At 74.5% G+C, this 25010-nt stretch carries 25 protein-coding genes and 1 pseudogene; 7 read left to right on the top strand and 19 right to left on the bottom strand.

Annotated elements, in window-relative coordinates:
* Positions 1-77: 77 nt before the first annotated feature.
* The 4 genes from ACI79L_RS09170 to ACI79L_RS09155 form a co-directional block, all read right to left on the bottom strand.
* On the bottom strand, positions 78-1535 hold the full coding sequence (locus ACI79L_RS09170; protein WP_456936486.1) for a protein adenylyltransferase SelO: 1458 nt from the start codon (positions 1533-1535) through the stop codon (positions 78-80).
* 28 nt (positions 1536-1563) lie between these two features.
* The gene (locus ACI79L_RS09165; protein WP_456936485.1) at positions 1564-1992 is read right to left on the bottom strand and encodes a hypothetical protein; all 429 of its coding nucleotides are present in this window, start codon (positions 1990-1992) and stop codon (positions 1564-1566) included.
* A 3-nt stretch (positions 1993-1995) separates the two neighbouring features.
* On the bottom strand, positions 1996-2367 hold the full coding sequence (locus tag ACI79L_RS09160; protein ID WP_456936484.1) for a hypothetical protein: 372 nt from the start codon (positions 2365-2367) through the stop codon (positions 1996-1998).
* A gap of 76 nt (positions 2368-2443) precedes the next feature.
* Positions 2444-3337: an alpha/beta hydrolase gene (locus ACI79L_RS09155; RefSeq protein WP_456936483.1), complete on the bottom strand. Its 894-nt coding sequence runs from the start codon at positions 3335-3337 to the stop codon at positions 2444-2446.
* 182 nt (positions 3338-3519) lie between these two features.
* Here ACI79L_RS09155 and ACI79L_RS09150 point away from each other — a divergent pair.
* Positions 3520-4407 (top strand): annotated as a pseudogene (locus tag ACI79L_RS09150) (AraC-like ligand-binding domain-containing protein); the annotation flags it as partial.
* Here the strand turns inward: ACI79L_RS09150 and ACI79L_RS09145 are convergent.
* On the bottom strand, positions 4333-5562 hold the full coding sequence (locus ACI79L_RS09145) for a DUF2235 domain-containing protein (protein WP_456936482.1): 1230 nt from the start codon (positions 5560-5562) through the stop codon (positions 4333-4335). The pseudogene ACI79L_RS09150 and the gene ACI79L_RS09145 sit on opposite strands and share 75 nt — an antisense overlap.
* Before the next feature lie 124 nt (positions 5563-5686).
* Here ACI79L_RS09145 and ACI79L_RS09140 point away from each other — a divergent pair, with 124 nt between their 5' ends.
* A complete protein-coding gene (locus ACI79L_RS09140; RefSeq protein WP_456936481.1) occupies positions 5687-7132 on the top strand; it encodes an amino acid permease in 1446 nt (481 codons plus the stop codon).
* 156 nt (positions 7133-7288) lie between these two features.
* On the top strand, positions 7289-8263 hold the full coding sequence (locus ACI79L_RS09135; RefSeq protein ID WP_456936480.1) for a hypothetical protein: 975 nt from the start codon (positions 7289-7291) through the stop codon (positions 8261-8263).
* 11 nt (positions 8264-8274) lie between these two features.
* Here the strand turns inward: ACI79L_RS09135 and ACI79L_RS09130 are convergent, their stop codons facing one another.
* Complete coding sequence (locus tag ACI79L_RS09130) at positions 8275-9117, bottom strand: alpha/beta fold hydrolase (protein WP_456936479.1); 843 nt, start codon at positions 9115-9117, stop codon at positions 8275-8277.
* Between the two features lie 98 nt (positions 9118-9215).
* On the opposite strand from ACI79L_RS09130, the gene ACI79L_RS09125 reads away from it, so the two are divergent.
* Both ACI79L_RS09125 and ACI79L_RS09120 read left to right on the top strand, forming a co-directional pair.
* Entirely contained in the window at positions 9216-9599 is a 384-nt protein-coding gene (locus ACI79L_RS09125) for a YybH family protein (RefSeq protein ID WP_456936478.1), read from the top strand.
* Positions 9600-9662: 63 nt separating this feature from the next.
* Positions 9663-10196 carry a dihydrofolate reductase family protein gene (locus tag ACI79L_RS09120; RefSeq protein ID WP_456936477.1) on the top strand — a complete coding sequence of 178 codons (534 nt, stop codon included), beginning with the start codon at positions 9663-9665 and terminating at the stop codon, positions 10194-10196.
* Positions 10197-10294: 98 nt separating this feature from the next.
* Here ACI79L_RS09120 and ACI79L_RS09115 read toward each other — a convergent pair whose 3' ends face one another.
* The 9 genes from ACI79L_RS09115 to ACI79L_RS09075 form a co-directional block, all read right to left on the bottom strand.
* Positions 10295-10684 carry a hypothetical protein gene (locus ACI79L_RS09115; protein ID WP_456936476.1) on the bottom strand — a complete coding sequence of 130 codons (390 nt, stop codon included), beginning with the start codon at positions 10682-10684 and terminating at the stop codon, positions 10295-10297.
* Between the two features lie 143 nt (positions 10685-10827).
* A complete protein-coding gene (locus ACI79L_RS09110; protein ID WP_456936475.1) occupies positions 10828-12933 on the bottom strand; it encodes a hypothetical protein in 2106 nt (701 codons plus the stop codon).
* Positions 12930-13628 carry a PulJ/GspJ family protein gene (locus ACI79L_RS09105; protein WP_456936474.1) on the bottom strand — a complete coding sequence of 233 codons (699 nt, stop codon included), beginning with the start codon at positions 13626-13628 and terminating at the stop codon, positions 12930-12932. Before ACI79L_RS09105 ends, ACI79L_RS09110 begins: the two co-directional genes overlap by 4 nt.
* Positions 13622-14086, bottom strand: a complete 465-nt coding sequence (locus tag ACI79L_RS09100; RefSeq protein ID WP_456936473.1) for a type IV pilus modification PilV family protein — start codon at positions 14084-14086, stop codon at positions 13622-13624. The genes ACI79L_RS09105 and ACI79L_RS09100 overlap by 7 nt, the downstream gene beginning before the upstream one ends.
* Before the next feature lies 1 nt (position 14087).
* The gene (locus tag ACI79L_RS09095; RefSeq protein WP_456936472.1) at positions 14088-15293 is read right to left on the bottom strand and encodes a type II secretion system F family protein; all 1206 of its coding nucleotides are present in this window, start codon (positions 15291-15293) and stop codon (positions 14088-14090) included.
* Between the two features lies 1 nt (position 15294).
* On the bottom strand, positions 15295-17076 hold the full coding sequence (locus ACI79L_RS09090) for a GspE/PulE family protein (protein ID WP_456936471.1): 1782 nt from the start codon (positions 17074-17076) through the stop codon (positions 15295-15297).
* A complete protein-coding gene (locus tag ACI79L_RS09085) occupies positions 17076-18164 on the bottom strand; it encodes a type IV pilus twitching motility protein PilT (RefSeq protein WP_456936470.1) in 1089 nt (362 codons plus the stop codon). Before ACI79L_RS09085 ends, ACI79L_RS09090 begins: the two co-directional genes overlap by 1 nt.
* An 88-nt stretch (positions 18165-18252) precedes the next feature.
* Complete coding sequence (locus ACI79L_RS09080) at positions 18253-18591, bottom strand: type II secretion system protein (protein WP_456936469.1); 339 nt, start codon at positions 18589-18591, stop codon at positions 18253-18255.
* A gap of 152 nt (positions 18592-18743) precedes the next feature.
* Positions 18744-19847, bottom strand: a complete 1104-nt coding sequence (locus ACI79L_RS09075) for an AAA family ATPase (RefSeq protein WP_456936468.1) — start codon at positions 19845-19847, stop codon at positions 18744-18746.
* 423 nt (positions 19848-20270) lie between these two features.
* On the opposite strand from ACI79L_RS09075, the gene ACI79L_RS09070 reads away from it, so the two are divergent.
* Positions 20271-20972, top strand: a complete 702-nt coding sequence (locus ACI79L_RS09070; protein ID WP_456936467.1) for a response regulator transcription factor — start codon at positions 20271-20273, stop codon at positions 20970-20972.
* A 6-nt stretch (positions 20973-20978) separates the two neighbouring features.
* Here ACI79L_RS09070 and ACI79L_RS09065 read toward each other — a convergent pair whose 3' ends face one another.
* The 3 genes from ACI79L_RS09065 to ACI79L_RS09055 all read right to left on the bottom strand — a co-directional run bounded on the left by ACI79L_RS09065 (position 20979) and on the right by ACI79L_RS09055 (position 23493).
* Positions 20979-21758, bottom strand: coding sequence for a prepilin peptidase (locus ACI79L_RS09065; RefSeq protein ID WP_456936466.1), 780 nt, complete (start codon positions 21756-21758; stop codon positions 20979-20981).
* A 151-nt stretch (positions 21759-21909) separates the two neighbouring features.
* Positions 21910-22482: a dihydrofolate reductase family protein gene (locus tag ACI79L_RS09060; protein WP_456936465.1), complete on the bottom strand. Its 573-nt coding sequence runs from the start codon at positions 22480-22482 to the stop codon at positions 21910-21912.
* Positions 22483-22542: 60 nt separating this feature from the next.
* Positions 22543-23493 (bottom strand): LysR family transcriptional regulator, encoded by a 951-nt coding sequence (locus ACI79L_RS09055; RefSeq protein ID WP_456936464.1) that lies wholly within the window; start codon positions 23491-23493, stop codon positions 22543-22545.
* 72 nt (positions 23494-23565) lie between these two features.
* Here ACI79L_RS09055 and ACI79L_RS09050 point away from each other — a divergent pair, with 72 nt between their 5' ends.
* Complete coding sequence (locus tag ACI79L_RS09050) at positions 23566-24615, top strand: DMT family transporter (protein ID WP_456936463.1); 1050 nt, start codon at positions 23566-23568, stop codon at positions 24613-24615.
* On the opposite strand, the gene ACI79L_RS09045 is transcribed toward ACI79L_RS09050, so the two are convergent.
* Positions 24612-24977, bottom strand: a complete 366-nt coding sequence (locus tag ACI79L_RS09045; RefSeq protein ID WP_456936462.1) for a YciI family protein — start codon at positions 24975-24977, stop codon at positions 24612-24614. The genes ACI79L_RS09050 and ACI79L_RS09045 overlap by 4 nt on opposite strands.
* Positions 24978-25010 lie beyond the last annotated feature (33 nt).

Raw genomic sequence — 25010 nt, 5'->3', positions numbered from 1 at the left:
TGGCGCTGCGCGGGGACGCCGCGACGATGCGCGACCTCGGCGGCCCGCTGCCGGCGCCGGGAGCTCGACCTGCGCGGTCAGGTGCCGCAGAACGTGACGAACGGGCCCTCGGGGCCGGGCGCGGCGTAGCGCTCCAGCCCGGGCCGCTCGTCGAACGGGCGCCGGACCACCTCGACCAGCCGCTCCACCGGGCCGAGGTCGCCGGCGGTGGCCGCGGCCAGCGCCTCCTCGACCAGGTGGTTGCGCGGGACGTACACGGGGTTGACCCGGTCCATGGCGTCCGCGTCGGGTGCCAGCGCCCGCCACCGCCCGAGCCAGGCGTCGATCCCGGCCAGGTCGAGGACCAGCTCGCGGACCGGCTCGGCGTCGCCGCGCGCGGCCGCCGACAGCGTCCGCACCGAGGAGGTCAGGTCGACCCGGTTCGCCTGCAGCAGCGCCAGCCAGCCGTCGACCAGGGACCGGGCGACCTCGTCGTCCAGCCCGGCGGGCAGGCCGAGCTTGGCCCGCCAGCCGGCCAGCAGCGCCGCCTCGTACCGCGGGCGGAAGCCGCCGAGCGCCTCGACGGCCAGCGCGACCGCCTGCTCCTGCTCGTCGGCGAACAGCGGCAGCAGCGCCTCGGCCAGCCGGGCGAGGTCCCACTCGGCGGCGAGCGGCTGGTTGCCGTACCGGTAGCGCCCGCCCTCGTCCACCGAGCTGAACCAGGTGTCGGGGTCGTAGGCCTCGAGGAACGCGCACGGCCCGTAGTCGACGGTCTCGCCGGACAGCGTCACGTTGTCGGTGTTCATCACGCCGTGCACGAAGCCGACGAGCGCCCAGCGCGCCACCAGGTCCGCCTGGACGGCGACGACGGCCTCGTACAGCGCGAGGTACCGGTTGCCGGCGTCGGCCGCGGCCGGATGGTGGCGGTCGATCGCCTCGTCGGCGAGCCGGCGCAGCAGGTCGTCGTCGCCGGTGGCGCGGGCGTACTGCGCGCTGCCGACCCGCAGGTGGCTGGCGGCCACCCGGGCGAGGACGGCGCCGGGCAGCAGGGTCTCCCGGCGCACCGGCCGCCCGGTGGCGACGACGGCGAGCGCGCGGGTGGTGGGGATGCCGAGGGCGTGCATCGCCTCGCTGACGACGTACTCGCGCAGCATCGGCCCGACGGCGGCCAGCCCGTCGCCGCCGCGGGAGAACGGCGTGGCGCCCGAGCCCTTGAGGTGCAGGTCGACCGGCCGGCCGTCGGCGCCGGGGAGCTCGCCCAGCAGCAGCGCCCGGCCGTCGCCCAGCCGCGGGTTGTAGTAGCCGAACTGGTGGCCGGCGTAGGCCTGCGCCACCGGCCGGGCGCCCTCGGGCACGACGGTGCCGGTGAGCAGCCCGACGCCCGCGGGACCGCGCAGCGCCTCGGGGTCCAGGCCGAGCTCCGCGGCCAGCGGCTCGTTGAGCACCAGCAGCCGCGGGTCGGGCGTCTCCACGGCCTGCCACGGCACCGCCATCTCCGGCAGGGCGGTGGCGAAGCGGGTGCCGAGGGCGACGGAGACGCCGGGGGTGACGGTCACCCCCTCGAATGTACGGACGGCGCCGGGATCAGGCCTCGAGCCGGCAGTGGACGCCGGCCCCGCGGGCGCCGGCCTCGCGTGCCAGGCCGGCGAGGAGACGCAGCCCGTCGACCAGGTCCTCCGGGTCGCTGCCGGCGAGTTCCTCCGTCCGCGCCCACTGCGGGGCCACCTGGTGCAGCCGGGCCTCGGGAGCGTCGGCGAGTGCCCTCGTGAGCGGTGCGGAGACCCGGAACACCGCCCCGGCGCTCCCCCGCCCGACCTCCGCGGCCGCGGCGTCCAGCACCGCGTCGTCGGCCGGCCGGTCGGTGAGCAGCTCCTCGGGCGTCGCCAGCACCACGACCGGCTCCGGCCCGGGCAGGTCGACCGTCAGGAACGGGTCCCCGGGTCCACCGGGCCGGGCGGCCGTCCCCGCCGCCTCGTCGTCCCGCACGAGGAAGCAGGTGCAGGTCAGGGACACCCGTCAGCCGCGCCCGGGCAGGCGCTCAGCCACCCGCGCGGCGAGGGTGCGCAGGCGTCCGGCCGCGGTCGGACGCGGCGCCTCGAGCCGCGACTCGACGGCGGCCAGCCGCGTCTCCAGGTCGGTGACCGGAGCCGGGGCCGCCGGGGCGGGCGGCGGCGTCACCGCGAGCTCGGCGAGGCCCTCGGTCAGCCCGGACACCAGGCCGGCCACCTCGTCGGGCCGGAGCTTGACGGTGCCGACGCACGCGTCGTCCCGCCAGATGCTCAGGTTGACCAGGCCCTGCGCCGGGTGCGCGGAGACGCGGACCGCGCGGGTCCGGTCGCGTGCGTCCCACACCCAGCGGGCCCGTGCCGGCATCGCGGTGACCGTCATCACGCCATGATCGCCGCCGGAGCCGCCTCTGGCCAGCAGGAACGGGTCGGACGTCGGCGGGCACCCCGGGTGCGCGTCACTGCGCGCCGGCGACCTGCCGACGCGGTCCCGTCGCGTGCGCGAGCGCCCAGTCGAGGGACTCGTCGGCGATCGCTTCCCAGCCCGGCGAGGCGGGCAGCAGGTGGGGGTAACCGGGGTACTCGCGCACCTCGGTCACCGTGTCGGCGCGGTAGTGCGCCGCGTTCGACCGCTGCACCGACGGCGGCATGAGGTGGTCCTCGCCGCCGGAGACGAACAGCAGCGGCGGCCGCGCCTCGTTGCCGTAGTCGACGTGCGCGTCCTGCGGGCCGGGCATGAGGTTGGCCAGCACGGAGCTCCACAGGATCCGGCCCGACGCCGGGATGTGGTACCGCCGGTACAGCGCCCGCGACTCGTCCTCGGGGAACGTGTTCGCGAAGGCGTAGTGCCACTGCTCCTCGGTCAGCCCGACGGCGCGGTGCCGGTTGGCGGGGTTCCTGAGCACCGTCCAGGTGGAGCGCAGCTGCGACAGCGGCACCACCTTCACGCCCTCGGTCGGCGCGGAGTTGAACACCACGCCGACCGCGCCCAGGCCGCGGTCGAGCAGCAGCTGCACGAGCGTCCCGCCGGCGGAGTGGCCCATGAGCACCGGCGGGCGGTCCAGCCCGCGGACCAGCGCGGACAGGTGCTCGACGATCGCCGGCAGCGTGACCTCGGCGATCGGCGTCGGGTCGGCGGTGAGCGCCTCCACCTCGCCCTCGAAGCCGGGGTAGGTCGGGGTGAGCACACGGAAGCCGCGCTGCTCGTAGTGCGTCCTCCAGTTCTCCCAGCTGCGCGGGGTCACCCAGAAGCCGTGGATCAGGACGACGGTGTCCGGTGCGGTGGTGCCCTGTGCGGTGGTGCCCTGTGCGGTGGTGCTCGGTGCGGTGCGAGGTGCCGGTGGCGTGGTCACGGTCGCTCCCTCGGGGTGGTGGCCGGTCAGCGCGAGCCTGGCAGCGGACCCGGCCGGCGAACGGTCCCTGCGTGCACGGCTGCGGTCCCTGCCTGCATCCGTGCGGGTTCCGGGAGCGGCCCGGCTCTGCCAGGCTCGGCGTCCACGGGGGACGTCCGCTGCCGACGCCCAGGGACGGCGCGATGCTGCTCTTCGACACCACCCCGCTCCCCCGCGCCGACCGCGCCGAGGCCTTCCGCGTCGCCGTGCAGGAGGCGTCGGCGGCCTGCCGCGTCGAGCACCGCGAGGACCCCGCGGAGGTGCAGGCGCGCGTGCACGCGTTCCCGTACGGGACGGCGGTGCTGCTGGCCACCGACGCGACCCGCTTCCGCATGGTGCGCACGCGGCGGCACGTCGCCCGCGACGACGTCCCGCTGGTGGCGCTGGCCTTCCAGCACCGCGGCCGCGGCGAGTTCGACCAGCTGGGCCACGAGCAGCTGGTCGAGGGCGGGGACCTGATGCTGGTGGACATGACCGCGCCCTACGGGTTCGCCTGCGCGACCGGTGGCGGGTCCCGCGCGCTGCTGGTCCCCCTCGACCGGCTCGGCCTGCCGGTCGAGGTCGTCCGCCGGGCGGCGCCGCGGCTGCGGGCCAGCGCGCTGCACGGGCTGGTGCGCGCGCACCTGCAGCGGATCGCCGACGACGCCGCGGCGCTGTCGGCCGACCCCGGGGCCGCCGCGCTCGGGACGGCCACGGTCGAGCTGGTCCGCGCGCTCGTGGTGTCCGCCGCCGGCGACGACCGGCACGGCCCGCCGGTGCGCGAGGACACGCTGGTGACCCGGGTGCGGGCGTACGTCGCCCGGCACCTCACCGACCCGGGCCTCACCCCGGCCGCCGTCGCCCGGGCGCACGGCGTCTCGGTCCGGCAGCTCTACAAGGCCTTCGCCGCGGCCGGCGCCAGCCTCGAGCAGGAGGTCATCGCCCGGCGGCTGGAGGCGGCGCGGGCCCGGCTGGTCTCACCCGCCGGGCGGCAGCGGTCCATCGCCGCGACCGCCCGCGCCTGCGGCTTCGCCGACCCCAGCCACTTCGCCCGCCGGTTCCGCGAGGCCTTCGGGATGAGTCCGCGGGAGTGGCAGCGGGCGTCCGCCGCCCGCTGAGCGCCGGCCGGCGTCGACCTCGGTGCGCGGGCCGCCGCGGGCGAGGAACGCGGCGACGCCGGGCGGGCGGTAGCGCTCGTCCTGCAGGTACCGGCGGACGGCGGTCGAGGCCAGGCTCTCGGTGCGCGGGTGGCCCACGCCGATCGCCCGGTGGTACCGCGGCAGCAGCCGGTAGAGGCCGGTGCGGGAGTCGCGCAGCTCGCCGAGCGGGTCGGGCACCGGACGCGGCCGGTTGTCGTCCGGGGCCCCGCCGGGCGGGGGCGGCGCGAAGGCGTCGCGGTGGAACGCCAGGCCGCACTCGCGGGCCCGGTCCACCATCCACAGCAGCGCGACGTCGGACAGCGAGGTGTCGCGGTAGCCGCCGCCGACGCCGCAGTGCACGCCGGAGAACCAGACCTGCTCCAGCCGCTGGCCCTCCGGGCGGGCGTCGCCCTCGCGCGGCTCCCACAGCGTGGGCCGGAAGGCGCGGCGGGTCTCGTCCACGGCCAGCGCCTGGAAGGCGTTGCGCACCTTCGAGCTCAGCGTCGTGTCGTGGAACGCCCACCGCCGGTTGACGAAGCCGAGCCCGCGCACCGGCAGCCCGAGCGCGCCCACGGTGTCCCAGACGCCGATGAAGTGGACGTCGGGCTCGTGCGAGTAGGAACGCCGGAACAGCTCGGCCTCGGTGCCGCGGGGATGGGCCTCCCGGCACCGGTACAGCTCGTAGGCCTCGTCGAGCCGGCCGGCGTGGCGGCGCTCCAGCACCCCGGCGGTGCGGACGAAGCCGGCGGTGCTGCGGGCGGTGAACGCGCCGCGGCTGAACCCGAAGAACCACAGCTCGTCGCCGGGGTCGTAGTTGTCGACGATCGTCCGGTAGGCGTCCTTGACGGCGCGGGACAGCCCCACGCCGAACGCGCCGCCGCGGTACCGCTCGCCGCGGGCGGTGCCGACGCCGCGCAGGTAGTAGACGCACTGCCGCAGCCCGTCGTCGCCGGCCGGGGCGACCTCCAGGGCGAGCTTGGTGACGTTGGTCGGGCACGGCCGGCCCTCGGCCACCTGGTCCGGGGTGTTCCAGGTGCCGTCGCAGCACACGACCAGTCGCTTCGGCATCGCGCCTCCCGCGTCGCTCCCCGTCACGGTGCTCGCCGGCGGTCCCCGCCGACAAGGGCTCGCGCTCCGCTCTGCGCGACCGGTGCCGCAGCGGGACCCTCGGTGCGCCGACGAAGGGGGACCCATGACCGGTGACGGGCACTCGATCTGGCGGCGCATGCCGGTCGACCGGATGGAGGACCTCGAGGAGCACAGCGCGGGCGGCCGGCTCACCCGCAGCCTCGGGCTGTGGCAGCTGACCGCGATCGGGGTCGGCGGCATCATCGGCGTCGGGATCTTCTCCCTCGCGGGGCTCGTGGCCGCCGGCGACGCCGACAACGAGCCCGTCGGGCCGGCCGTGCTCGTCGCCTTCCTGATCGCGGGCCTGGCCTCCGCGGCAGCGGCGCTGTCCTACGCCGAGTTCGCCGGCATGATCCCGCGGGCCGGGTCCGCCTACACCTACGGCTACGTGGCCCTCGGCGAGGTCATCGGGTGGTTCATCGGCTGGGACCTGCTCCTGGAGTACATCGCCATCGTCGCCGTCGTGGCGATCGGCATCTCCGGCTACCTCGGGGAACTGCTCGACAACCTCGGGCTCGCCCTGCCGACGTCGCTCACCGCCTCCGCCGAGGAGGGCGGCGTCGTCAACGTCCCCGCGGTCCTGATCTGCCTGCTGGTGACGTTCATCCTCAGCCGCGGCACGAGGACCTTCGGCCGGTTCGAGCTGGTGGCCGTGGGGATCAAGATCCTGCTGATCCTCGGCATCATCGGGCTGGGCGTCTTCTACGTCGAGGCGGGGAACTACGACCCCTTCCTGCCGTCCGGCTTCGGCCCGGTGCTCACCGGCGCGGCCACCGTCTTCTTCGCCGTCTTCGGCTACGACGCCATGAGCACCGCCGCCGAGGAGGCCGAGGACGGCACGCGGCACATGCCGAAGGCGATCATCCTGTCGCTGGTCATCGCGATGGTGCTCTACGTCGCCGCGACGCTGGTGCTCACCGGGATGCAGGACTACCGGGACATCGACCCGACCGCCGGCTTCGCCTCGGCCTTCGAGAGCGTGGGCCTGCCGGTGGTCGCCAGTCTCATCTCCGTCTTCGCCGTGCTGTCCATCCTGACCGTGATGCTGACCTTCCTGCTCGGCGTCACCCGCGTGTGGTTCTCGATGAGCCGGGACGGGCTGCTCCCGCCGTGGTTCGCGAAGGTCGACCGCACCGGTACGCCGCAACGGGTCACCTGGATCGCCGGCGCGGGGGCGGCCGTGCTGGCCGGCGTCTTCCCGATCCGCGCCGTCGCGGACCTGACGAACATCGGCATCCTGTCGGCGTTCATCGTGGTCTGCGTCGCCGTCATCCTGTTCCGCTACACGCGGCCGGACACGCCGCGGCCGTTCCGGTTGCCGCTCATGCCCGTCGTCCCGGCGTTCGGGGTGCTCGCGTCGCTGTTCCTCATCTGGCAGCTGCCATGGGAGACCTGGGCCCGCTTCGGGGTCTGGCTGCTCATCGGGCTGGTCGTCTACTTCGCCTACGGGCGGAAGCACTCGCTCCTGGCCCCGGACAGCCCGAGCCACCGCCGGTCGGTCGACGACTGAGCGGCGCCACGGCGGTCGGGGTCTCCTGCCCCTGCCGCCGTCCGCGGTCGCCCGACCGCGGCCCGGTACCGGGGCGTTGGGCCCTGTCCCGCACGCGGCGGGCGGGCCACCGTGGACGGACGACCGCCCGACCGACGACGCCCACCGGAGGCAGCCGTGCCGACGACGCGGAGGACGACCGGCCACCTGCGAGCGGCGGTGCTGGTGACCGGCGTGGTCGCCCTGACCGTCACGACCGTCCCGTCCGCGGCGGCGTCCTGGCCGGAGGTGATCGTCCTGCCGGGCGCGACCTCGGCCGAGGGCATCGCGGCGGGCGGGGGTGACACGTTCTACGCGGGCGACCTGTTCGCCGGCGACGTCTTCCGCGGCGACCTGGAGGCGGGGACCGCCGAGCTGTTCATCGACGCTCCGGAGGGTCGGTGGGCGGTCGGCATGGACACCGACCTCCGACACGGCCTGCTCTACGTGGCGGGGGGCTTCACCGGCCAGGCGTACGTGTACGACCTGCACACCGGGAAGACGGTCGCGGAGTACCGGTTCGCGCCGCCGTCCCCCATGGACGCCACGATCCCCACCACGCTGGTCAATGACGTCGTCGTCACCCGGACGGGCGCGTGGTTCACCGACAGCAGGCACGGGGTCCTGTACCACGTGCCGATCGACCACCACGGGAACCCGGGCGGGTTCCGCACACTGCCCCTGCGGGGACCGGCGGCGGACACGAGCGGCGAGTTCAACCTCAACGGCATCGCCGCCGTCCGGGGTGGCAGGACGCTCGTCGTCGCCCACTCGGCCAACGGCGAGCTGTACACGGTGGACCCGGCGACCGGCGACAGCGCCCCGGTCGCGGGGGTGACCGTGCCCGGGGTCGACGGCATCGAGGTGCAGGGCCGGCGGCTGTGGGCAGTGCAGGGCAGCACCGAGGAGAACCCTCTCGGCCAGGTGACCGAGGTGCGGCTGAGCGGGGACCTGACGTCAGGGTCGGTCCGGGACGTCGTCACCAGCGACCTCTTCCGGATCCCGGCGACCGCCATCCGGTACGACGGCCGGCTCGCCGTCGTGAACACGCACTTCGACACCGGACTGCCGCCCACCGCGGACCAGTACGAGGTCGTCCTCGTCGACGACTGACCGGGCCGGGCTCAGGCCGGCCCTCCCGGCGGCTCGTCGAACAGGGCGACGACCATCGGGAGGAGCCAGTCCAGGCGGTCGAGGACGCCGCTGCCCGGCGGCATGAAGTGGGTGGTCCCCGGCAGGATCGCCAGGCGCGCCCGCGGGAGGCCGGCCAGGTCGCCCATCGCGCCGCCGCCGAGGAGGCGGAAGAGCTCGACCGCGGACTCGACGCGGACGGCGTCGGCGTCCCCGGCGACGACCAGGGTGGGCGCGGTGATCCCGCGGATGTCCTCGGCGGGCCAGTCGAAGGGAGTCTCGTCGAGCGTCTTGAGCTTCCGGACGAGGACCGGGAAGTGGTCGGGGTCGGGCGCGAGCGCCCGGTAGCCCTCCTCCATCGGGGTGCCGGCGAACGCCTCCGGCGTGATGGTCGGGATCATCGCCAGCAGCTCCGGCTGCATCCCGTCGCTGGAGTGCGACGCCGACACGACGACCAGCGTCCGGACCACGCCCGGGTGGCGGACGGCCACCTGCAGCGCCGCGGCGCCGCCCATGCTGAAGCCCAGGACGTCGGCGCGCTCGATGCCGAGGTGGGCGAGCAGGGCCGCGGCGTCGTCAGCCAGGCCCTCGTAGGTGATCGGGCGGTCGACGTCCGCCGTCCGGCCGTGCGCCTGCAGGTCCGGGACGACGACCTCGCGGGTGGCGGCCAGGGCGCTCACCAGCGGCCCGAGGTCGCCGGCCGACATGTACGCGCCGTGCAGGAGGAGGACCGGGCCGGCGGCCGGCTCCCCTGCGGGCCCGTGGACCTCGACGTACATCTCCAGCCCGTTGACCGGGGCGTAGCCGGTCCTCGTCACGGCAGCGGTGTCGGTCATGGCGCCCCTCCTCGGCGGTCCGGAGTCGGCGATCGTCGCGCGACCGGCACGGCGGCGGGAACCCCCGACGGCCCCGGCGGACGTGGCAGCGTGGCCGCGTGGACCGCGCCGGGGTGATGCAGTGGGTGGCCGGGTACGAGCGCGCGTGGCGGGAGGGGGACGTGGCCGGGGTCGCCCGGCTGTTCACCGACGACGCCCGGTACCGGCGCTCCCCCTACGAGCCGTCTGAGGTCGGCCACGCGGCGATCCGGGCGTTCTGGCGGGAGGACGAGGGCCGGGCGTTCACGGTGACCGCCGAGCCGGTCGCCGTGGAGGGGCGGGACGCGGTGGTCCGGCTGGAGGTGCGCTACACCGACCCGGTCCAGGAGTACCGGGACCTGTGGGTGCTGCGCTTCGCCGACGACGGCCGGGTCGAGGACTTCGAGGAGTGGGCGTACTGGCCGGGCCGCCCGTACACCGCGGAGGGCGACACGGCGGTCTGAGCAGTCGCGCGCGGCGGAGCAGCGCCCGGGGCCGCGTGCCGTCCCGGCCTACGCTCGTCCGGCATGGCGACGGTCTTCGCCGGGATGGCGGCCAGCCTGGACGGCTTCATCCAGTCGAGGTCCGGGGACCTCGCGTGGCTCAACGACGCCATGGCCCCCGGTGAGGACTACGGCTTCGCGGAGACCGAGGCCCGCACCGGGGCCTACGTCGTCGGCGCGAACACGTACCGGGAGATGGGCACCGCCGGGATCGGTGCCGTGCCGACCTGGGTGGTCACCCACGACGCCGACCTGCCGACCGGCCGGAACACGCGCGCGTACGCCGGCGACCTGACCGAGCTGATCGACACCGTGCGGTCCCGGATCGACCCCGGGAAGGACATCTGCGTCTTCGGTGGCGGGCGGCTGGTCACCCAGCTGCTGGAGCTCGGCCTCGTCGACGAGCTGGGCGTCTCGGTCGTCCCCGTCGTCCTCGGGGACGGCGTGCCCTTCTTCGGCACGATGACCGCGAGCACGAAGCTGCGGTTGATCCAGTGCCGGCCCTTCCCCTCCGGGATCGTGCTGCTGAACTACCGGGTCGTCCGGCCCCCGTCCTGACCTCGAGGGAGCTTGACGGAGCGGGCCACCGTGCACGTGCCGGAACCCCGCGCCACCCGGTGGTGGCGCGGGGCTCCGGTCGCGTCCCGGCGGGCGGATCAGCCGGCCCGGCGCAGCTCCACGCCCTCGGCGGGGTCCCAGCCCTGGTACAGCGGGTCCCAGACGGCGGCGTCGAGGAGCAGGTAGGTCTCCAGGCGCAGCAGCCCCGAGGCCCGGAAGACGGAGACGTCCCGCTGCTCGGTGCCGGCCGGCTCGGTCTCGACCGCGGCGACGGCGTCGGCCGGGTCGGCGAGGACCCACTCCCGCACGGTCTCGCGGACGACGACGGAGCCGCCGCCGTCGCGCTCCCACGTGAAGGTGTGTGCCGCCAGCTCCCAGCCGCCGTCCTCGGCGGGGGACAGGTCGAAGCGGTCCTCGTACCGGCGGACGGCACCGGACGGCAACTCGACCTCGATGCCCTGGACCGTGGCGTGCTTGAACGGGTTCACGACTGCGTCGCCTTCCTCCTGGCCGGCGCGGGGTGCGGCGGCTCACGGCTCCTGTCGGCCGACCGGGACCTCGACTGCAGCAGATCCACGCGACGGGGGCCCGGTCTCACCCGGACGGGTGGGACCGGGCCCCCCGCAGCCCGTCAGCGGATGACGGCCCAGCTCTGGACGATCATCTGTCTGTGGTTCCCCGCTGCGGTGGGTGAGCCGGCGGTGTCGTGGGCGTAGACACGCGCGACGATCGACCGGTCCCCGCCGGTCGAGCACGTGGACGCCTCGGGACACACGAAGACGGTGAGGAAGAAGACCGTCCCGCCGGGCCCGTATCCGGGCGAGTCGTCGGGGATCTCGATCACCGGGCCCGAGTAGCTGATCGACCCGGTCTCCTTGAGCCAGAGGACACGGGAGATCACGCCGAAGCGCAGCACCTGCTCGGTGATGTTGCTCAGCGCGATGTCGATGGGCGCCAGCGGCGTGTACGTCGTGCCCTGGATGTAGAAGCGGCCGGAGTAGGACTCCGGCGTCGAGATGACCGCGCACTGGCCGCCCGACCCGCCGGTGTAGACGGCGGCGATGCACCCGCTCTGCGCCCGGAAGGCGGGCTGCGTGTACGTCAGGTCCAGGTAGACGGCGTCGATCGACTCCGTCCCGGGGTCTCCGAGCCTGGACTTGTAGGACAGGGCGAGACCGGTCAGGCCACCCGAGTGCACCGTGGCGGCCAGCCCCGCGGTCAGGTCCACGGTCTGCGTCCCCGCGGGCAGGGCCGCGCCGCTCGGGGAGACGTCGAAGGGGGTCCCGGCCGCCGCCCCGGACGACGGCGTGACGGTCACCGTCCTCGTCGCCTTCACGGAGGCGCCGTACACGATCCGGAGCCTCGCGGAGTCGAGGATCGAGCCGGCCGGGATGGCCGGCGCCGGGAGGAGGTTCGACAGCTGCAGGGTCCCGGTGTCGTTCCTCGCCCCGGTCCAGGACACGGCGGTGCCCCCGGTGGTGGCGAGTGCCGACCTCAGGTCGCCCCCCGGGACGGTGTACCCGGTGGCGGTCACCGTCTGGGCCACCGCGTCCGGGACGACGGTCTGGGTGGCGGACCCCGACTTCACCCCGTACACCGCCAGCGGGGGCTTGGTGGCCGAGTAGGTGCCGCAGATCTCGACGTCGGCGTCGTTGGCCACCCGCAACCGGCTGTCCCCGCCGAAGATGAACTGCACTCCCTGGGCGGACGTCGAGGTGATGGGGTTCTGACACGCCCCCGGGACGGACATCGGGTTGACGGGGGTGGTCATCGGGGAGCCGGCCGCGTCGACCGGCGTACCGGCGATGAGCTGGCCGTCCCTGATCAACCACTCGTCGGTCGACCCGCCCATGCCCGGGACGGCCCCCGAGGCGTTCTTGAAGTCGAAGTAGTACACGCCGGGCTTGAACCACCAGACGCTGTCCTTGCACGCGCCGTTGCCGCTCATGAGGTCGGACAGCGCGTAGGCGTCGTCGTAGTAGCCGGGCTGGAAGGTGACCACCTTGCCGGGACAGTTGCTCGCCACGTTGGTCGGCACCGTGCGGTACGTGGGGACGGTCGTGGTGTCGGGCGCGTAGTTCGGGTCGCCCGGGAGGCCGCCGCGGGGGCACTGCACCGGCGGGTTGCTGACGATGGTGCCGGTGCAGGTGGTGCCGCCGTAGGCGTAGGTCGTCGTCTGGAGCGACCCGTTGGTCACGGCGATGCTCGAGTTCGAGATGATCCCGCCCTTGACGCTGAAGGGGATCGAGGTGCTGTTCGCCTGCACCTGCAGGCCGACCTCGGCCGGGTTGGTGCTCAGCGTCAGGATGGCGTTGCCGGGCCTGTTGGCGGCGGTGATCGGGACGAGGTCGCCGGACGCGCCGGTCGACTTGTCGATGCTGCACTCGACGCGCGCCGAGTTGGCCGGCTTGCCCGTGCTGCCGGGCACGAGGTCGGAGAAGACGCGGCTGGCCTCGGACCAGGCGCCGTCGGCTGCCTGGAAGCACTGGGCGGCGGTGGTGGCGTTGTTGCTGCCGCTCGTCCGCAGCTCGTTGATCGCCGCCTGCGCCGCTCCGTCCGCCGTGGCGGCGGCCGCGGCCTGGTCACGGAGGCCGACCGTCGCGCGCACGCTCGTGTCGGCGAAGGTCAGCAACCCGCTGACCAGGACGGCGACGGCGGTGACGATGACGAGGGCCAGCACGAGCGTGGCCCCCGAGTCGTCGGAGACGGCGGGTCGGCGCCGCCGGGGGGTGGTCACGACTGCCTCCGGTGGCCGGTCAGGGTGACGGCGTAGGTGGTGCCCGGCCGGCTGTTGGGGTCACGGACGGTGAACGTCAGGGTGATGGTGCTGGGCACGGCGCTGCCCGCTCCCTCGCACGAGGCGAGCGGCGTACCGGCGGGGTCGGCGCAGCTCAGGGCCCACTGGTCGACGCCGAGCGCGGCGGCCGTGGCGGGGTCGACGAGGTTGTGCGCGACGACCGTGTCCGACACGGGGGCGGCCGAGGTCGTGCAGACGATCCGGTGCAGCTCCGTGCCCTCCACGACGTAGGAGACCCGCGTCTGGCCGGTCGGGGTGGCCGCCCCGGCCGACGGGAAGACGTCCCAGGCCAGCCGCAGGACGGCGTCGGGCGTGCCGGCGACCCCGCAGGGGAAGTCACCGCCGGTCGCGGCGACGTTCGTCTGCACCGACCGCTTGAGGGAGAAGGGGGCAGCGCGGGTACCGAAGGCGCCGTAGTCGCGCACCCCGACCGCCTGGACGTCCTGCGCGAAGTAGGCCGCGGCGATCTGCGCGTCGTGCGACTCGTTCATCCGGGCGGCCGTGACGCCGGTGGTCTTGAAGTAGCCGATGACGACGTTCGCCAGGGGCACGGCGACGATGCCGAGGAGGACGATCGCCATCAGCAGCTCGACGAGCGTGAAGCCCGCTTCGGCGTCCCGCCTCGTCCTCAGCATGCCGAACCGGCCCCGCACGCCTTGCGGACCACGATGACCAGCCGCTCGGTGGCTCTCCCGTCGCTGCTGGAGACCTGGAGGGTCACCCGCTCCATGCCGGCCGAGGAGCAGCCGGCGGTGAACGTCCGGCTCGTCGGGTTCCAGTACTGGACCGCGGACACGCTCGCCGAGTAGCCGGCCGGGGCGGCGTAGCCCACGGAGACCGGCTGGTAGGGGGACGAGGCCCCGGCAGCTGCACACTCCGCGTAGTGGGCGTCGCTGGCCGCGACGTGGCGGCTGAGGCTCTCGGCGTAGTCCTTGACCGCGGCGCCGGCAGTGGCCTGCTTGCGGTGCGTGTCCGAGACCGTGACCGTGGTCATGAGACCGCTCAGGACCGCCACCGCCGTGATCCCGAGGATCACCGTGGCGATGAGGATCTCGAGGAGGGTCTCGCCCCGGTCGTCGGTGCTGATGGACACCTCAGACCCCCACCTGGCCGTAGACGCCGTACATCGCCGACACCAGGGCCACCGCGACGAAGCCCACGACGAGCCCCATGGCGACGAGGACGGCCGGCTCGAAGAGTGAGGTCAGCTTGTCGATCTTGAAGGTCAGCTCGCCCTCGTAGTACTCGGCCGTGGCCTCCAGCTGCGCGTCGAGCGTCCCGGTCTCCTCGCCGACCCGGATCATCTGGGTCGCCGTGCCCGGGAACCGTCCCGTGGCCGCCAGCGGACCGGCCAGGCCCTCGCCGCGGAGCATGGCCTCGCCGACCGAGGACAGGGACCGGATGTAGACCCTGTTGCGCAGGGAGTCCGACGCCACCCGCAGCGCCTCGGGGAGGGACACCCCGGCGCCGACCATCGCCGAGAGGATCCGGCAGAAGCGCTCGACGAGGACGAACTGGACGGTGTTGCCCAGCACCGGGACGGAGAGGAGCAGCCGGTCCCTGCCGTACTTGCCCCGCTGGGTCCGCAGGACGAGGACGACGACCAGGACCAGCGCCACCAGCCCGCCGAGCAGCGCCCACCAGTACCCCAGGAGGAAGTCGGTGACCGCGAGCAGCATGCGGGTGGGCAGCGGCAGCTCCGCGTCCAGCGACGTGAAGAAGTCCTTGAACTTGGGGAGCACCCAGCCGGCCAGGATCGCCACGGTGACGACGGCCATCCCGGCGATGACGGAGGGGTAGAGCGCCGCGGACTTGATCTTGCGCCGGGTGGCCAGGTCCTTGTCCAGGTACTCGGCCAGCTGGCTGAGCACGGTGTCGAGCCGGCCGGTGAGCTCGGCGGACCGCAGGATCCCCCGGTAGAACTCCGGGAAGACCTTGGGGTGGCGGTCGAAGCAGTCCGACAGCGTGTCGCCGCCGCGCAGCCCGACCTCGACCTCGGTCATCACCCGCTTGACGGAGCTGTTCGAGGCCTCCTCCCCGATGAGCCGCACCGCCTCGACCACCGGCAGGCCGGCGCGGAGGAAGGCACCGAGCTGGCGGGAGAGGTGCATGACCTCCTCGCGCTTCACCCGGGGGGCGGTGAGCTCCATCTGGAGGAAGCTCTTGCTCTCCGCGACGCGGATGTTGCGGAGCTCCTGCTCGTACAGCGCGAGCTCGGCCGCCTCCTGGCTGGCGGCCTTGTACTTCCCGCGGGTCAGCTCGCCGGTGGGCGAGGTCGCCGAGTAGGTGAACGTGGGCACGTCAGCCTCCCACCACGTAGACGGAGCGCATGACCTCGGACGTCGTCGTGACGCCGGCGCGGACGAGCTGGGCGGCCTGCTCGACGAGGGTGTTCATGCCTTCGGCGCGAGCGGTCTTCCGGACGTCGTCGTGCGGTGACCGGTCGACCACCAGCTCCCGGATGCGGGACGTGATCGGCATCATCTCGTAGACGCCGACGCGGTCCAGGTAGCCGGTCTGCGCGCAGAAGGTGCAGCCCGTGCCGCGCACCCAGACCGCGTCCTCGCTGGCCCCCGGGGAGAGGGACTCGAGGAAGACGACCTCCTCCCGCGTCGGGGCGTGGGCCGCCTGGCAGTAGCCGCACACCCGGCGCACGAGCCGCTGGGCGAGCACGGTGGTCACCGAGGAGGCCACGAGGAACGTCTCGATGCCCATGTCGACCAGCCGGAACAGGGCCGAGACCGTGTCGGTGGCGTGCACCGACGAGAGCACGAAGTGACCGGTGAGGGCGGACTGGACGGCGATCCGGGCGGTCTCGGCGTCGCGGATCTCCCCGACGAGGATGACGTCCGGGTCCTGCCGCAGGATGGCCCGCAGGCCGTTGGCGAAGGTGACCCCGGCCTGCTCGTTGATCTGGATCTGGTTGATCGACGGGAAGGTGTACTCGACCGGGTCCTCGATCGTCATGATGTTGCGGTCGGGGCTGTTCAGCTCCCCGAGCGAGCCGTAGAGCGTGGTCGTCTTGCCGCTCCCGGTCGGGCCGGAGCAGACGACCATGCCGTACGGGGAGTGGATCTGGGCGCGGTAGCGCTCGACCATCTCCTCGGGCATGCCGAGCCGGCCGAGGTCGAACAGCGGGCGGCTCTTGTCGAGCACCCGCATGACGACCTTCTCGCCGCCGACCACGGACACCGTGGAGACGCGGATGTCGACGTCGCGGTCCTCGATCGAGGTGGTGATCTGGCCGTCCTGCGGCCGGCGCCGCTCGACGATGTTCATCCCGGCCATGATCTTGATGCGGCTGGTCAGCGCGGGGCCCATCGAGCCGGGCAGCTCGAGGACGTCGTGCAGCGCGCCGTCGATGCGGTAGCGCACGCGCACCCGCTCCTCCTGCGGCTCGACGTGCACGTCGGAGGCGCGGTCGCGCAGCGCCTGGGTGAGGATCTTGTCGACGACCTGGACGACCGGAGCGTCGTCGGCGACGGCCTCGGTCTCGGCCCGGACCGCGTCGCGGCGGACGGCGTCGCGGGCCTCGAACACCTTGACCTGGTCCTCGAGGTGGGCGAGGGCGCGGTAGCTGCTGTCGATCGCGCGGCGCAGCTCGGACTGGGCGGCCAGGCGGAGGGTCACCGGGCGCTGGAGGGCCTCCTCGACCGCGGCCGCGGTGGCCGCCGAGCCGTCCGCCACCGCGACCGTGACGGAGTCGCCGGAGAACCCGATCGGCAGCGCCTGCAGCCGGTGCGCCGTGCTGTCGGACATGAGCGCGAGGGCCTCGGGCGCCGGCGTCAGGTCCCGCAGGTCGACCACCTGCAGCGAGTTCTGCCGGGCGAGGGCGGCGGTGAGGTCCCGCTCGGAGAGCGCGCCGCTGTCGATGAGCAGCCGGCCCAGCCGCTGGGGGGCGCCCTTGCGCTTCTTGTCCAGCGCGGCGAGGACGTCGGCCCGGCTGACCAGCCCGCTCTCCACGAGGACCTCGCCGAGGCGGCGCCCGCCCTGGTGCACCGAGGACTCGACGGGGGCCGGCCGGTCCTCGACGGGGACGACGACCTCGTCCTCAGCGGTGGATGCGTGCCGTCCGAACCGCATCAGGCCACGCTCCCGTGCATCCGGGGCACGTCGATCTCCTTGGGGTAGAGGCTGCGCGGCACCGCGTCCTCGTACCGGACCGCACCGGTCCGGACGAGCTCGGACAGCGACTGCTCGAGCGTCACCATGCCCTCGCGCTGGCCGGTGACCAGGACGTTGCGCAGCTGGTGGGTCTTGCCCTCCTTGATGAGGTTGCGCGCCGCGGAGGTCGCGACGAGCACCTCGTAGGCGGCGACCATGCCGCCCGCGGTCCGCGGGACCAGCCGCTGGTACACGACCGCGGTGAGCGCGGCGGCGAGCTGGACGCGGATCTGCGCCTGCTGGTCGCCGGGGAAGACGTCGATCATCCGGGACAGCGACTGCGCGGTGTCGTTGGTGTGCAGGGTCGCGAGGACGAGGTGGCCGGTCTCGGCGATGGTGAGCGCGAAGCGGATGGAGTCCAGGTCGCGCATCTCGCCGACCAGCACGACGTCGGGGTCCTCGCGGAGCGCCGCGCGCAGCGCGTCGGGGAACGACGGGGTGTCGGTGCCGACCTCGCGCTGGCTGACCAGCGAGCGCTTGTGGTCGTGCACGTACTCGATCGGGTCCTCGATGGTGAGGATGTGACAGGCCCGCTGGCTGTTGATCCGGTCGACGAGGGCGGCCAGCGTCGTCGACTTGCCGGAGCCGGTGGGGCCGGTGACCAGGATGAGGCCCTGGTGCCTCGTCGCGAGGTCGCCCAGGACGGGCGGGAGGCCGAGCGCGTCGAGGCTCGGCACCTCGCGGGGGATCATCCGCAGGGCGAGCGCCACCTGGTCGCGCTGGGTGAAGGCGTTGCCACGGATGCGGGCGGCGTCGCGCCAGCTGAACGAGAAGTCGTGGTCCTGCTGGGCGGCGAAGGCCGCGGACTGGGCCGGGGTCAGGAGCTCCGCGACGAGCGCCTCGGTGTCGTCGGCGGTCAGCGGCCGGGCGCCGTGGACGGGGTGGAGGTCGCCGTGCACGCGGATCCGCGGCGGGCTGCCGGCGGTGAGCAGCAGGTCGGTGCCGCCGGCGTTCCAGAGCTCCTCGAGCAGGCCGTCGACGCGGCTGCCGGTGATGTGCGCGAGCACGGGTTCCCCTTGAGGCAGTGATCGGGTGGGCGATGAGGGCGGGGAGGGCCGTCGGACCGACGGCCCTCCCCGCTGACGAGCGCTCGGCTCAGAAGCTGATGCTGGCGCAGGGAGTGCCGGTGTCACCCGTCACGGCACCGGTGGCGTCCGTGGAGATGTTGGCCGGCGCGGAGCGCAGCAGTTCCGCCGTCACGAGGGCCGTAGTGCTCGCGGCGTAGGCGTCGTTCTGGGCGTAGTACGCCTCCTGGGCGGTGACGACCGTCCGGGCGTCGGCCTGGCAGGCGGCCGTCTCGCTGTCGTCGTTGATGCCCTGCACGGCGAAGACGACGATGCCGGCGAGGACGCCGAGGATGACGATGACCATCAGGAGCTCGATGAGGGTGAAGCCCTCGTCGTTCTTGCGGGCGTTGCGGATGTAGGCGAGCACTGGGTTCTCCTTGAGGAGGCGACGGCCGGTCGGCCGTCGGGTGGGTGACGCCGGCGCCCCCGTTGAGGCCGGCGGTGGTGCGGGTGGTGCTGGTTCCGAGTGCCTGCCGGGCCGCCGGGGAGCGGACCGGCGCGGCTCAGGCGCGCCTCACGTCACGGCGCCCCCGCCGGGAGTCGCGGCACGGCGCCCCGGGGGGCGAGCCGTGTCCGGGCGAGGTGCCGGACGGCCGAGCTGACCGGGTGGTCGGGGCTCGCGGCCGTCAACGGCCGGCAGGAGTTGATCGAGGCCGCGACGTCCCGGCTCGACGGCACGTGGGCCGCGATCGGCGCGCGGAGCATGCGCTCGGCGTCCGCGGCGGTGAGACCGACGCGCGAGTCCGAGCGGTTGAAGACCACCGACCGGACGTCGCGCCGGTGGCCCAGCAGGTCGAGGGTGTCGAGCGTCCGCCGCAGGCCCCGCAGCGCCGGGCGCTCCGGCGTCGTCACCAGGACGTGGTGCTCGGACCGGTCCAGGGCCGACATGACGAGCCGGGTCACGACCGGGGGCGTGTCGACGACGACGACGTCGTAGCGCGGGGTCAGCGCGTCGAGGACCGACTCGACCAGCCCGACGTCGAGGCGCTGGGCGTCCGCGGGCAGGGGCGGCGCGAGCACGCAGTCCAGGCCCGGCTCCAGCGGCGTGACCACGGCGTCCAGCAGGTCGCCCGCGGTCCGGGCCGAGGCCAGCGTCCGGTGCGGCTCGAGGCCCACCGTCACGCCGACGTCCCCGGAGCGGAGGTCGAGGTCGACGAGGCAGACCCGCTGCCCGGCGTCCCGGGCCAGCGCGACGGCGAGGTTGACCGCCACGGTCGTCGTCCCGCACCCGCCCTTGCCGGCGTGCACGGTGACCACGCGGCCGCTCCCCCACGCGGCGCGGGCCGCGAGGAACTCGAGGCAGCTGCGTGCCGCGGCGGCCATGTCGGTGGCGGGGAGGACGGCGTCGACGCCGGCGCTGCCGACGACGTGCCGCTCCAGCCGGTTCAGCGCCGTCCGCAGGAGGACGACGACCGCCCCGGGGCGGGCGGCGCGCACCTCGGCGGCGCAGCGCAGCACGTCCGCGGCGGCGAGCGACGGGCCGAGGACGACCAGGCGCAGGTCGCGGTCGTGGCGGGCTGCGCCCACGACGGCGGCGAGGTCGTCGAGCAGCAGCACCGGCAGGCGGAGGGCGGCGGAGAACGTCGCCACGTCGCGCTCGTCGAGTCCGAACGCCAGGGCCATCGCCGTCACCTCCTCGTCACCAGGACTGCGCTGTGCAGTCGTGCGGTTGCCGAGAGGAGAGTGCGGTGGTCAGCGCGCCGGCGTAACGGACGTTCGGCCCTCCTCCTGGCGACGACCGGAGGACAGCTGTCGGCCGATCGGCGGACACAGGGCCGCGTGACGGTGGTGTTGACTACACTGCGCATTGGAACCGATACCGTGCGAAGGCCCAGGTCGCGGCGCGGTTCCCGGGTCGCCGCCCGGGTCCACCGTCACGCTGCGGAACCGGGTGGTGGAGTTCTGCCCAATTCCACCCCCCCGAGTGGGTGACACGTGGCGTTGACCTGCCCGTCTCCGGCCGTTACACATTGTGCGCAACACGTCTCTCCCCGGAACCGGGGAGGGCGCGGAGCTGGTCAACGGGGGCAGAACGGGGAACGCGCGATGGGCGCACGGGTCGTGGTGGTCGAGAGTCACCCGGTCACGAGGTGGGGCATCCGCCATCTGATCGAGCAGCAGGACGGGCTGGAGGTCGTCGGCGAGACGGCGTCCGCCGAGCAGGCCGTGCGGTTCGCCGCCACCCTGCTGCCCGACGTCGTGGTCGTCGGCCTCGACGCGGGTGAGGACCACGGGATGGCCCTCGCCCGCGAGCTGCGCCAGCGGTTCGACGACCTCGGCATCGTCCTGCTCACCGCCACCACCGACGACGCCGTCCTGCTCGACGCCTTCGAGACCGGCGTCTCCGCCTACGTCCCCAAGACGGCGCCGGTGGTCGAGGTGGTCGCCGCCGTGCGCCACGCCGCGGTCGCCGCGACCTCCTTCACCGCCGCCGGCCTGGCCGCGGCGCTCCGCCGTCAGCGCGAGGCGGCCGTCCCGAGCGGCACCGACCTCAGCGCCCGCGAGCGCGAGGTGCTCGACCTCCTGGTCGCCGGCCGGTCGATCCCGGGGCTGGCCGCCGAGCTGTTCATCAGCCCGTCGACGGCGAAGACCTACGTGTCCCGCGTCTACGAGAAGCTCTGCGTCCGCTCGCGCGCCGAGGCCGTCATGGCCGCCGTCCGGCTCGGGTTGACGCAGCACCCGGCCGGCTCGGCCCGGCCGGTCGTGCCGGCGCCGCGGCGGTCGCCCGAGGTCCCGCAGCGGGTCTGACCCGGGTCACCTGCGCAGCAGCAGGTCCGCCACCGGGTCCGCGATCCACAGCCCGAGCAGCGCGCCCGCGATCATGAACGGCCCGAACGGGACGGCGGTCTGGCGTCCGTGCGGCCCGGCGGCCATGACGACGACGCCGACGACCGCGCCCAGGAAGAAGCCGGCGAACGCCCCGACGACCACCGCGGCCCACGAGAACCAGCCCAGCACCAGGCCGAGCACGCCGGCGAGCTTGACGTCGCCCATCCCCATCCCGCCCGGGTAGGCGAGCGCCATCAGCAGGAACGCGCCGAACAGCGCCACGGCGCCCAGCCCCGCCCGGAGCAGCGCCTCCCGGTCGCCCGAGACGGTGGCGGCGCCCGTGAGCAGGACGCCGAGCACCGGGTAGGCCGGGAGGACCAGCGCGTTGGGCAGCCGCCGGGTGTCCAGGTCGATGATCGCCAGCGCGACGCCGAGGGCGGTGAACACGAGCCAGGCGGGCAGCGCGGCCAGCTCGTCCAGCTCGGCCAGCCGCCAGGTCACCAGCACGAACAGGACGCCGGTGAGCAGCTCGACCAGGGGGTAGCGCGGCGGGATCGGCGTCCCGCAGTCCGCGCACCGCCCCCGCAGGACCAGCCAGCCGAGCACCGGGACGTTGTGCCGGGCCCGGATCGGGTTCTCGCACACCGGGCAGCGGGACGGCGGCGCGACGACGGACAGCCCGGCCGGCACCCGGTGCACGACGACGTTGAGGAACGACCCGATCGCCAGCCCGAACAGGCCGGCGAACACGAGCAGCAGAACCACGCTGGACCCCCGCGACGGCCGCCCGGCGCGATCCGGCGGCCACTGTCGACGAGCCGCGGACCCGGCTCGGACCTCGGACCCTAACCGCGCGGGCGCCAGGACTCGCGGGACCGGGCGGTGGGCACGCCGGACGGGCGGGCGCCCGACGGGGTCAGCCGTGCAGGGTGGGCCGGTAGACGAGCTCCTGGATGCGGCCGTCGAACGTCCGGCTCCCGAGCAGCTCGAGGTCGAAGTCGGCCGCGCCCCCGAAGACCGGCGCCGTCCCGGTCCTCCCGGTGATCACGGGGAAGACCGTCACCTGCACGCGGTCGACCAGGCCGGCGGCCATCAGGGCCCGGTTCATCGCCAGGCTGCCGTGCGAGCGCAGCGGCACGTCGGACTCCTCCTTGAGCCGGGCGACGACGTCGACGGCGTCCCCGTGCTCGAGGGTCGCGTCCGGCCAGTCGAGGGGGGCCTGCAGCGTCGTCGACACGACCGTCGTCGGCATGGTCCGCATCCGGGTGTTGAGCGGGTCGGTGACCCGAGCCGGGTCCAGGAACTGCACGAACTCCCGGAAGGTGGCGGCCCCGAGGACCAGCCGCTGCTCCGCGCGGTACTCCGCGAGGCGGTGGTCGAGGAACTCCGGGCCCTCCTTGCCCCAGTAGCCGCCCCAGTCGCCGTCCTCGCCGTAGGAGCCGAACCCGTCGAGGGTGGAGAAGACGTCGAAGGTGTAGGTGGCGGTCACGGTGCCCTCCTGGGGTGCGGTTGGCCGGCTGCCAGGGGAGACCGGCGACCACCCTGGGAGTCATCGCCCCCGGTCGCGCTCCCCCGCTCCCGGGCCGGCCGCCAGCCCGTGCGCCTGCGCCCTGACGGCGGCCAGGAAGGCACCGAGCGCCGGGGTCGGGGGCTGGTCCCGGGTGAGCACCGTCAGCCGGCGGCCGACGGTGGTCTCGGCGACGTCGCGCACGGCCAGGGCCGGGTCCGCCGGCGGGAGCGTGAGGGCCGGCATGAGCGTGACCGCTCCCGCGGTGCGCACGAGCTCGAGCAGGAGGTCGGCGTCGTTGGACCGGTGGCGCAGGTCGGGGTCGTAGCCGCCGAGGGAGCGGCAGGTGCCGACGACCAGGGCGTGGTGACCCGTGCCGGCCGCGGCTGCCACCCAGACGTCGTCCCGCAGCGCGGCCACCGCGACGGGCCCGCCGTGCGCGGCGGCCGGGTGCGCAGCCGGCAGCACCAGATGCAGCGGCTCCCGGTGCAGCAGCTCGTACCGGAGCCCGGCCGGCCGGGGCCGGGGATGGCCGTCGTACTCGTCGCTGACGACCATGTCGAGGGTGCCCAGCCGCAGCTCGGGCAGCGCCTGCTCCAGCTCGAGCTCGGAGAGCTCGACCCGCACCTGCGGGCGCTCGGCCAGCATCCGCGTCATCGAGGGGACGAGCAGGCGGCGGGTCGCCGACTGCAGCCCGCCGGCCCGCACCGTGCCCCGGACCTCGCCGGTCAGCGACGCCAGGTCCGCCCGGGCGGCCTCGGCCGCCGAGAGCAGGACGCCGGCGTGCCGGGCGAGCAGGCGCCCGGCGTCGGTCAGGCGCACCCCGCGCCCGACCCGCTCCAGCAGGCGGACCCCGGACTCCCTCTCCAGCACCGCGAGCTGCTGGGACACCGCGGACGGGGTGTAGCCCAGCGCCGTCGCGACCGCGGCGAGGGTGCCGCGCTCCTCCAGCTCGCGCAGCATCCGCAGGCGGTGGAGGTCGAGCTCGACCATGCAGGGACGCTAACCGGTCTTCTCCACGAATCGTCACTGGACCTGACCGGATCCGCCGTCGACGCTGCGGTGGTGGGTCTCGCTCTGTGCCTGGTGTCCGCGGCGTGCTTCGGGGCGATGGGCGTGTTCGGGAAGCTCGCCTACGAGGCGGGCGTCTCCCCCGACGCGCTGCTGCTGCTCCGGTTCACCCTGGCCGCGGTGCTGCTGGGCGTGGTCCTGGCGCTGCGGCCCGAGCTGCGGTCCGGCGGCCCCGACGCGGTGCCGCGACCGGGGGCCGGCGGACCCACCCGGCGGGTGGTGCTGACCGGTCTCGGGCTGGGCGCGGTCGGGTACGCCACCCAGGCGGGCCTCTACTTCTCCGCGCTCGAGCGGATCGACGCGTCCCTGGTGGCGCTGGTCCTCTACACCTACCCGGCCCTGGTCACCCTCGCCGCCGCCGCGCTCGGGCGGGAACGGCTGACACCGGCACGGGCGGCTGCGGTGCTCGTCGCGTCGGCCGGGACGCTGCTGGTCCTCCTCGGCGCCGGTGCGCTCCGGTTCGACCCGCTGGGCGCGGCCGCCGCCTTCGGCGCCGCGGTGACCTACACGGTCTACATCCTCGTCGCGGACACCGTGGTGCACCGCCTGCCCCCGGTGGTGCTCTCCGTGCTGGTGATGACCGGGGCCGCCGGCACGCTCGCCGTCCGCGCCGCGGTGACCGGCGGCGTCGACCTCGGCCTCGGGCCGGCCGGGTGGCTGTGGGTCGGGTGCATCGCGGTGGTCTCCACCGTCGTGGCGATGCTCGCCTTCTTCGCCGGCCTGCGGAGGACCGGACCGTCCACCGCGTCGATCCTCTCGACGTTCGAGCCCGTGGTCACCACCGCGCTGGCCGCGCTCGCCCTGGGCGAGTTCCTCACCCCCGTCCAGCTCGCCGGCGGCCTGCTGGTGCTGGTCTCCGTGGCCGTCGTCCAGCTCCGGCCCCGGTCGGGGCGGCGCGCACCGGCGGCACCCCGGACCGCCCCGGTCCCGGCCGACGACGACCGGGTCGACGTGGCGCCGGTACTGGTCGACCAGGTCCAGCCGGCGGACGCGGACCATCTCACCGGTCCCGCCGGATCCCGGGGATCCGGCGGCGTTCGCTAGGCAGGCACCTCCTGGAAGGCGCGCACCTCGATCCGTGCGCCGAGCGCCTTCGACGCCTTCGCGGCCCAGGAGACGGCCGCCTCCCGGTCCGGCGCCTCGACGACCCAGAAGCCGCCGAGGTACTCCGGTGCCTGCGTGAACGGCCCGTCGGCGAGGGCGAGATCGCTGCCGGTGTGGTCGACGGTGACCGCGGTCGACGGCGGGTGCAGCCCACCGGCGAAGACCAGTGCGCCGGACGCCGCGAGCTCCTCCAGGAAGGCGCCGGCCGCCGTCAGGGCGGCCTCCAGCTCGGCGGGGTCCATCGACGCCATCGTCGGCTCCTCGGCCGAGTCGTGCGGCATGGACAGCAGGTACTGCGTCACGGGTCCTCCCGGGTCGTCGCCGCGGCCCGTCCG

The organism is Geodermatophilus sp. SYSU D00684, assembly GCF_054050455.1.
Note: the sequence above shows the minus strand (reverse complement) of the source record. Positions and strands in the feature narration are given on the sequence as shown.

Coding starts and splice junctions, on each gene's coding strand:
- ACI79L_RS09160 (WP_456936484.1), bottom strand. CDS start 2,367: ATGACGGTCACCGCGATGCCGGCACGGGCCCGCTGGGTGTGGGACGCA.
- ACI79L_RS09145 (WP_456936482.1), bottom strand. CDS start 5,562: ATGCCGAAGCGACTGGTCGTGTGCTGCGACGGCACCTGGAACACCCCG.
- ACI79L_RS09140 (WP_456936481.1), top strand. CDS start 5,687: ATGACCGGTGACGGGCACTCGATCTGGCGGCGCATGCCGGTCGACCGG.
- ACI79L_RS09130 (WP_456936479.1), bottom strand. CDS start 9,117: ATGACCGACACCGCTGCCGTGACGAGGACCGGCTACGCCCCGGTCAAC.
- ACI79L_RS09120 (WP_456936477.1), top strand. CDS start 9,663: ATGGCGACGGTCTTCGCCGGGATGGCGGCCAGCCTGGACGGCTTCATC.
- ACI79L_RS09105 (WP_456936474.1), bottom strand. CDS start 13,628: ATGCTGAGGACGAGGCGGGACGCCGAAGCGGGCTTCACGCTCGTCGAG.
- ACI79L_RS09090 (WP_456936471.1), bottom strand. CDS start 17,076: ATGCGGTTCGGACGGCACGCATCCACCGCTGAGGACGAGGTCGTCGTC.
- ACI79L_RS09075 (WP_456936468.1), bottom strand. CDS start 19,847: ATGGCCCTGGCGTTCGGACTCGACGAGCGCGACGTGGCGACGTTCTCC.
- ACI79L_RS09070 (WP_456936467.1), top strand. CDS start 20,271: ATGGGCGCACGGGTCGTGGTGGTCGAGAGTCACCCGGTCACGAGGTGG.
- ACI79L_RS09055 (WP_456936464.1), bottom strand. CDS start 23,493: ATGGTCGAGCTCGACCTCCACCGCCTGCGGATGCTGCGCGAGCTGGAG.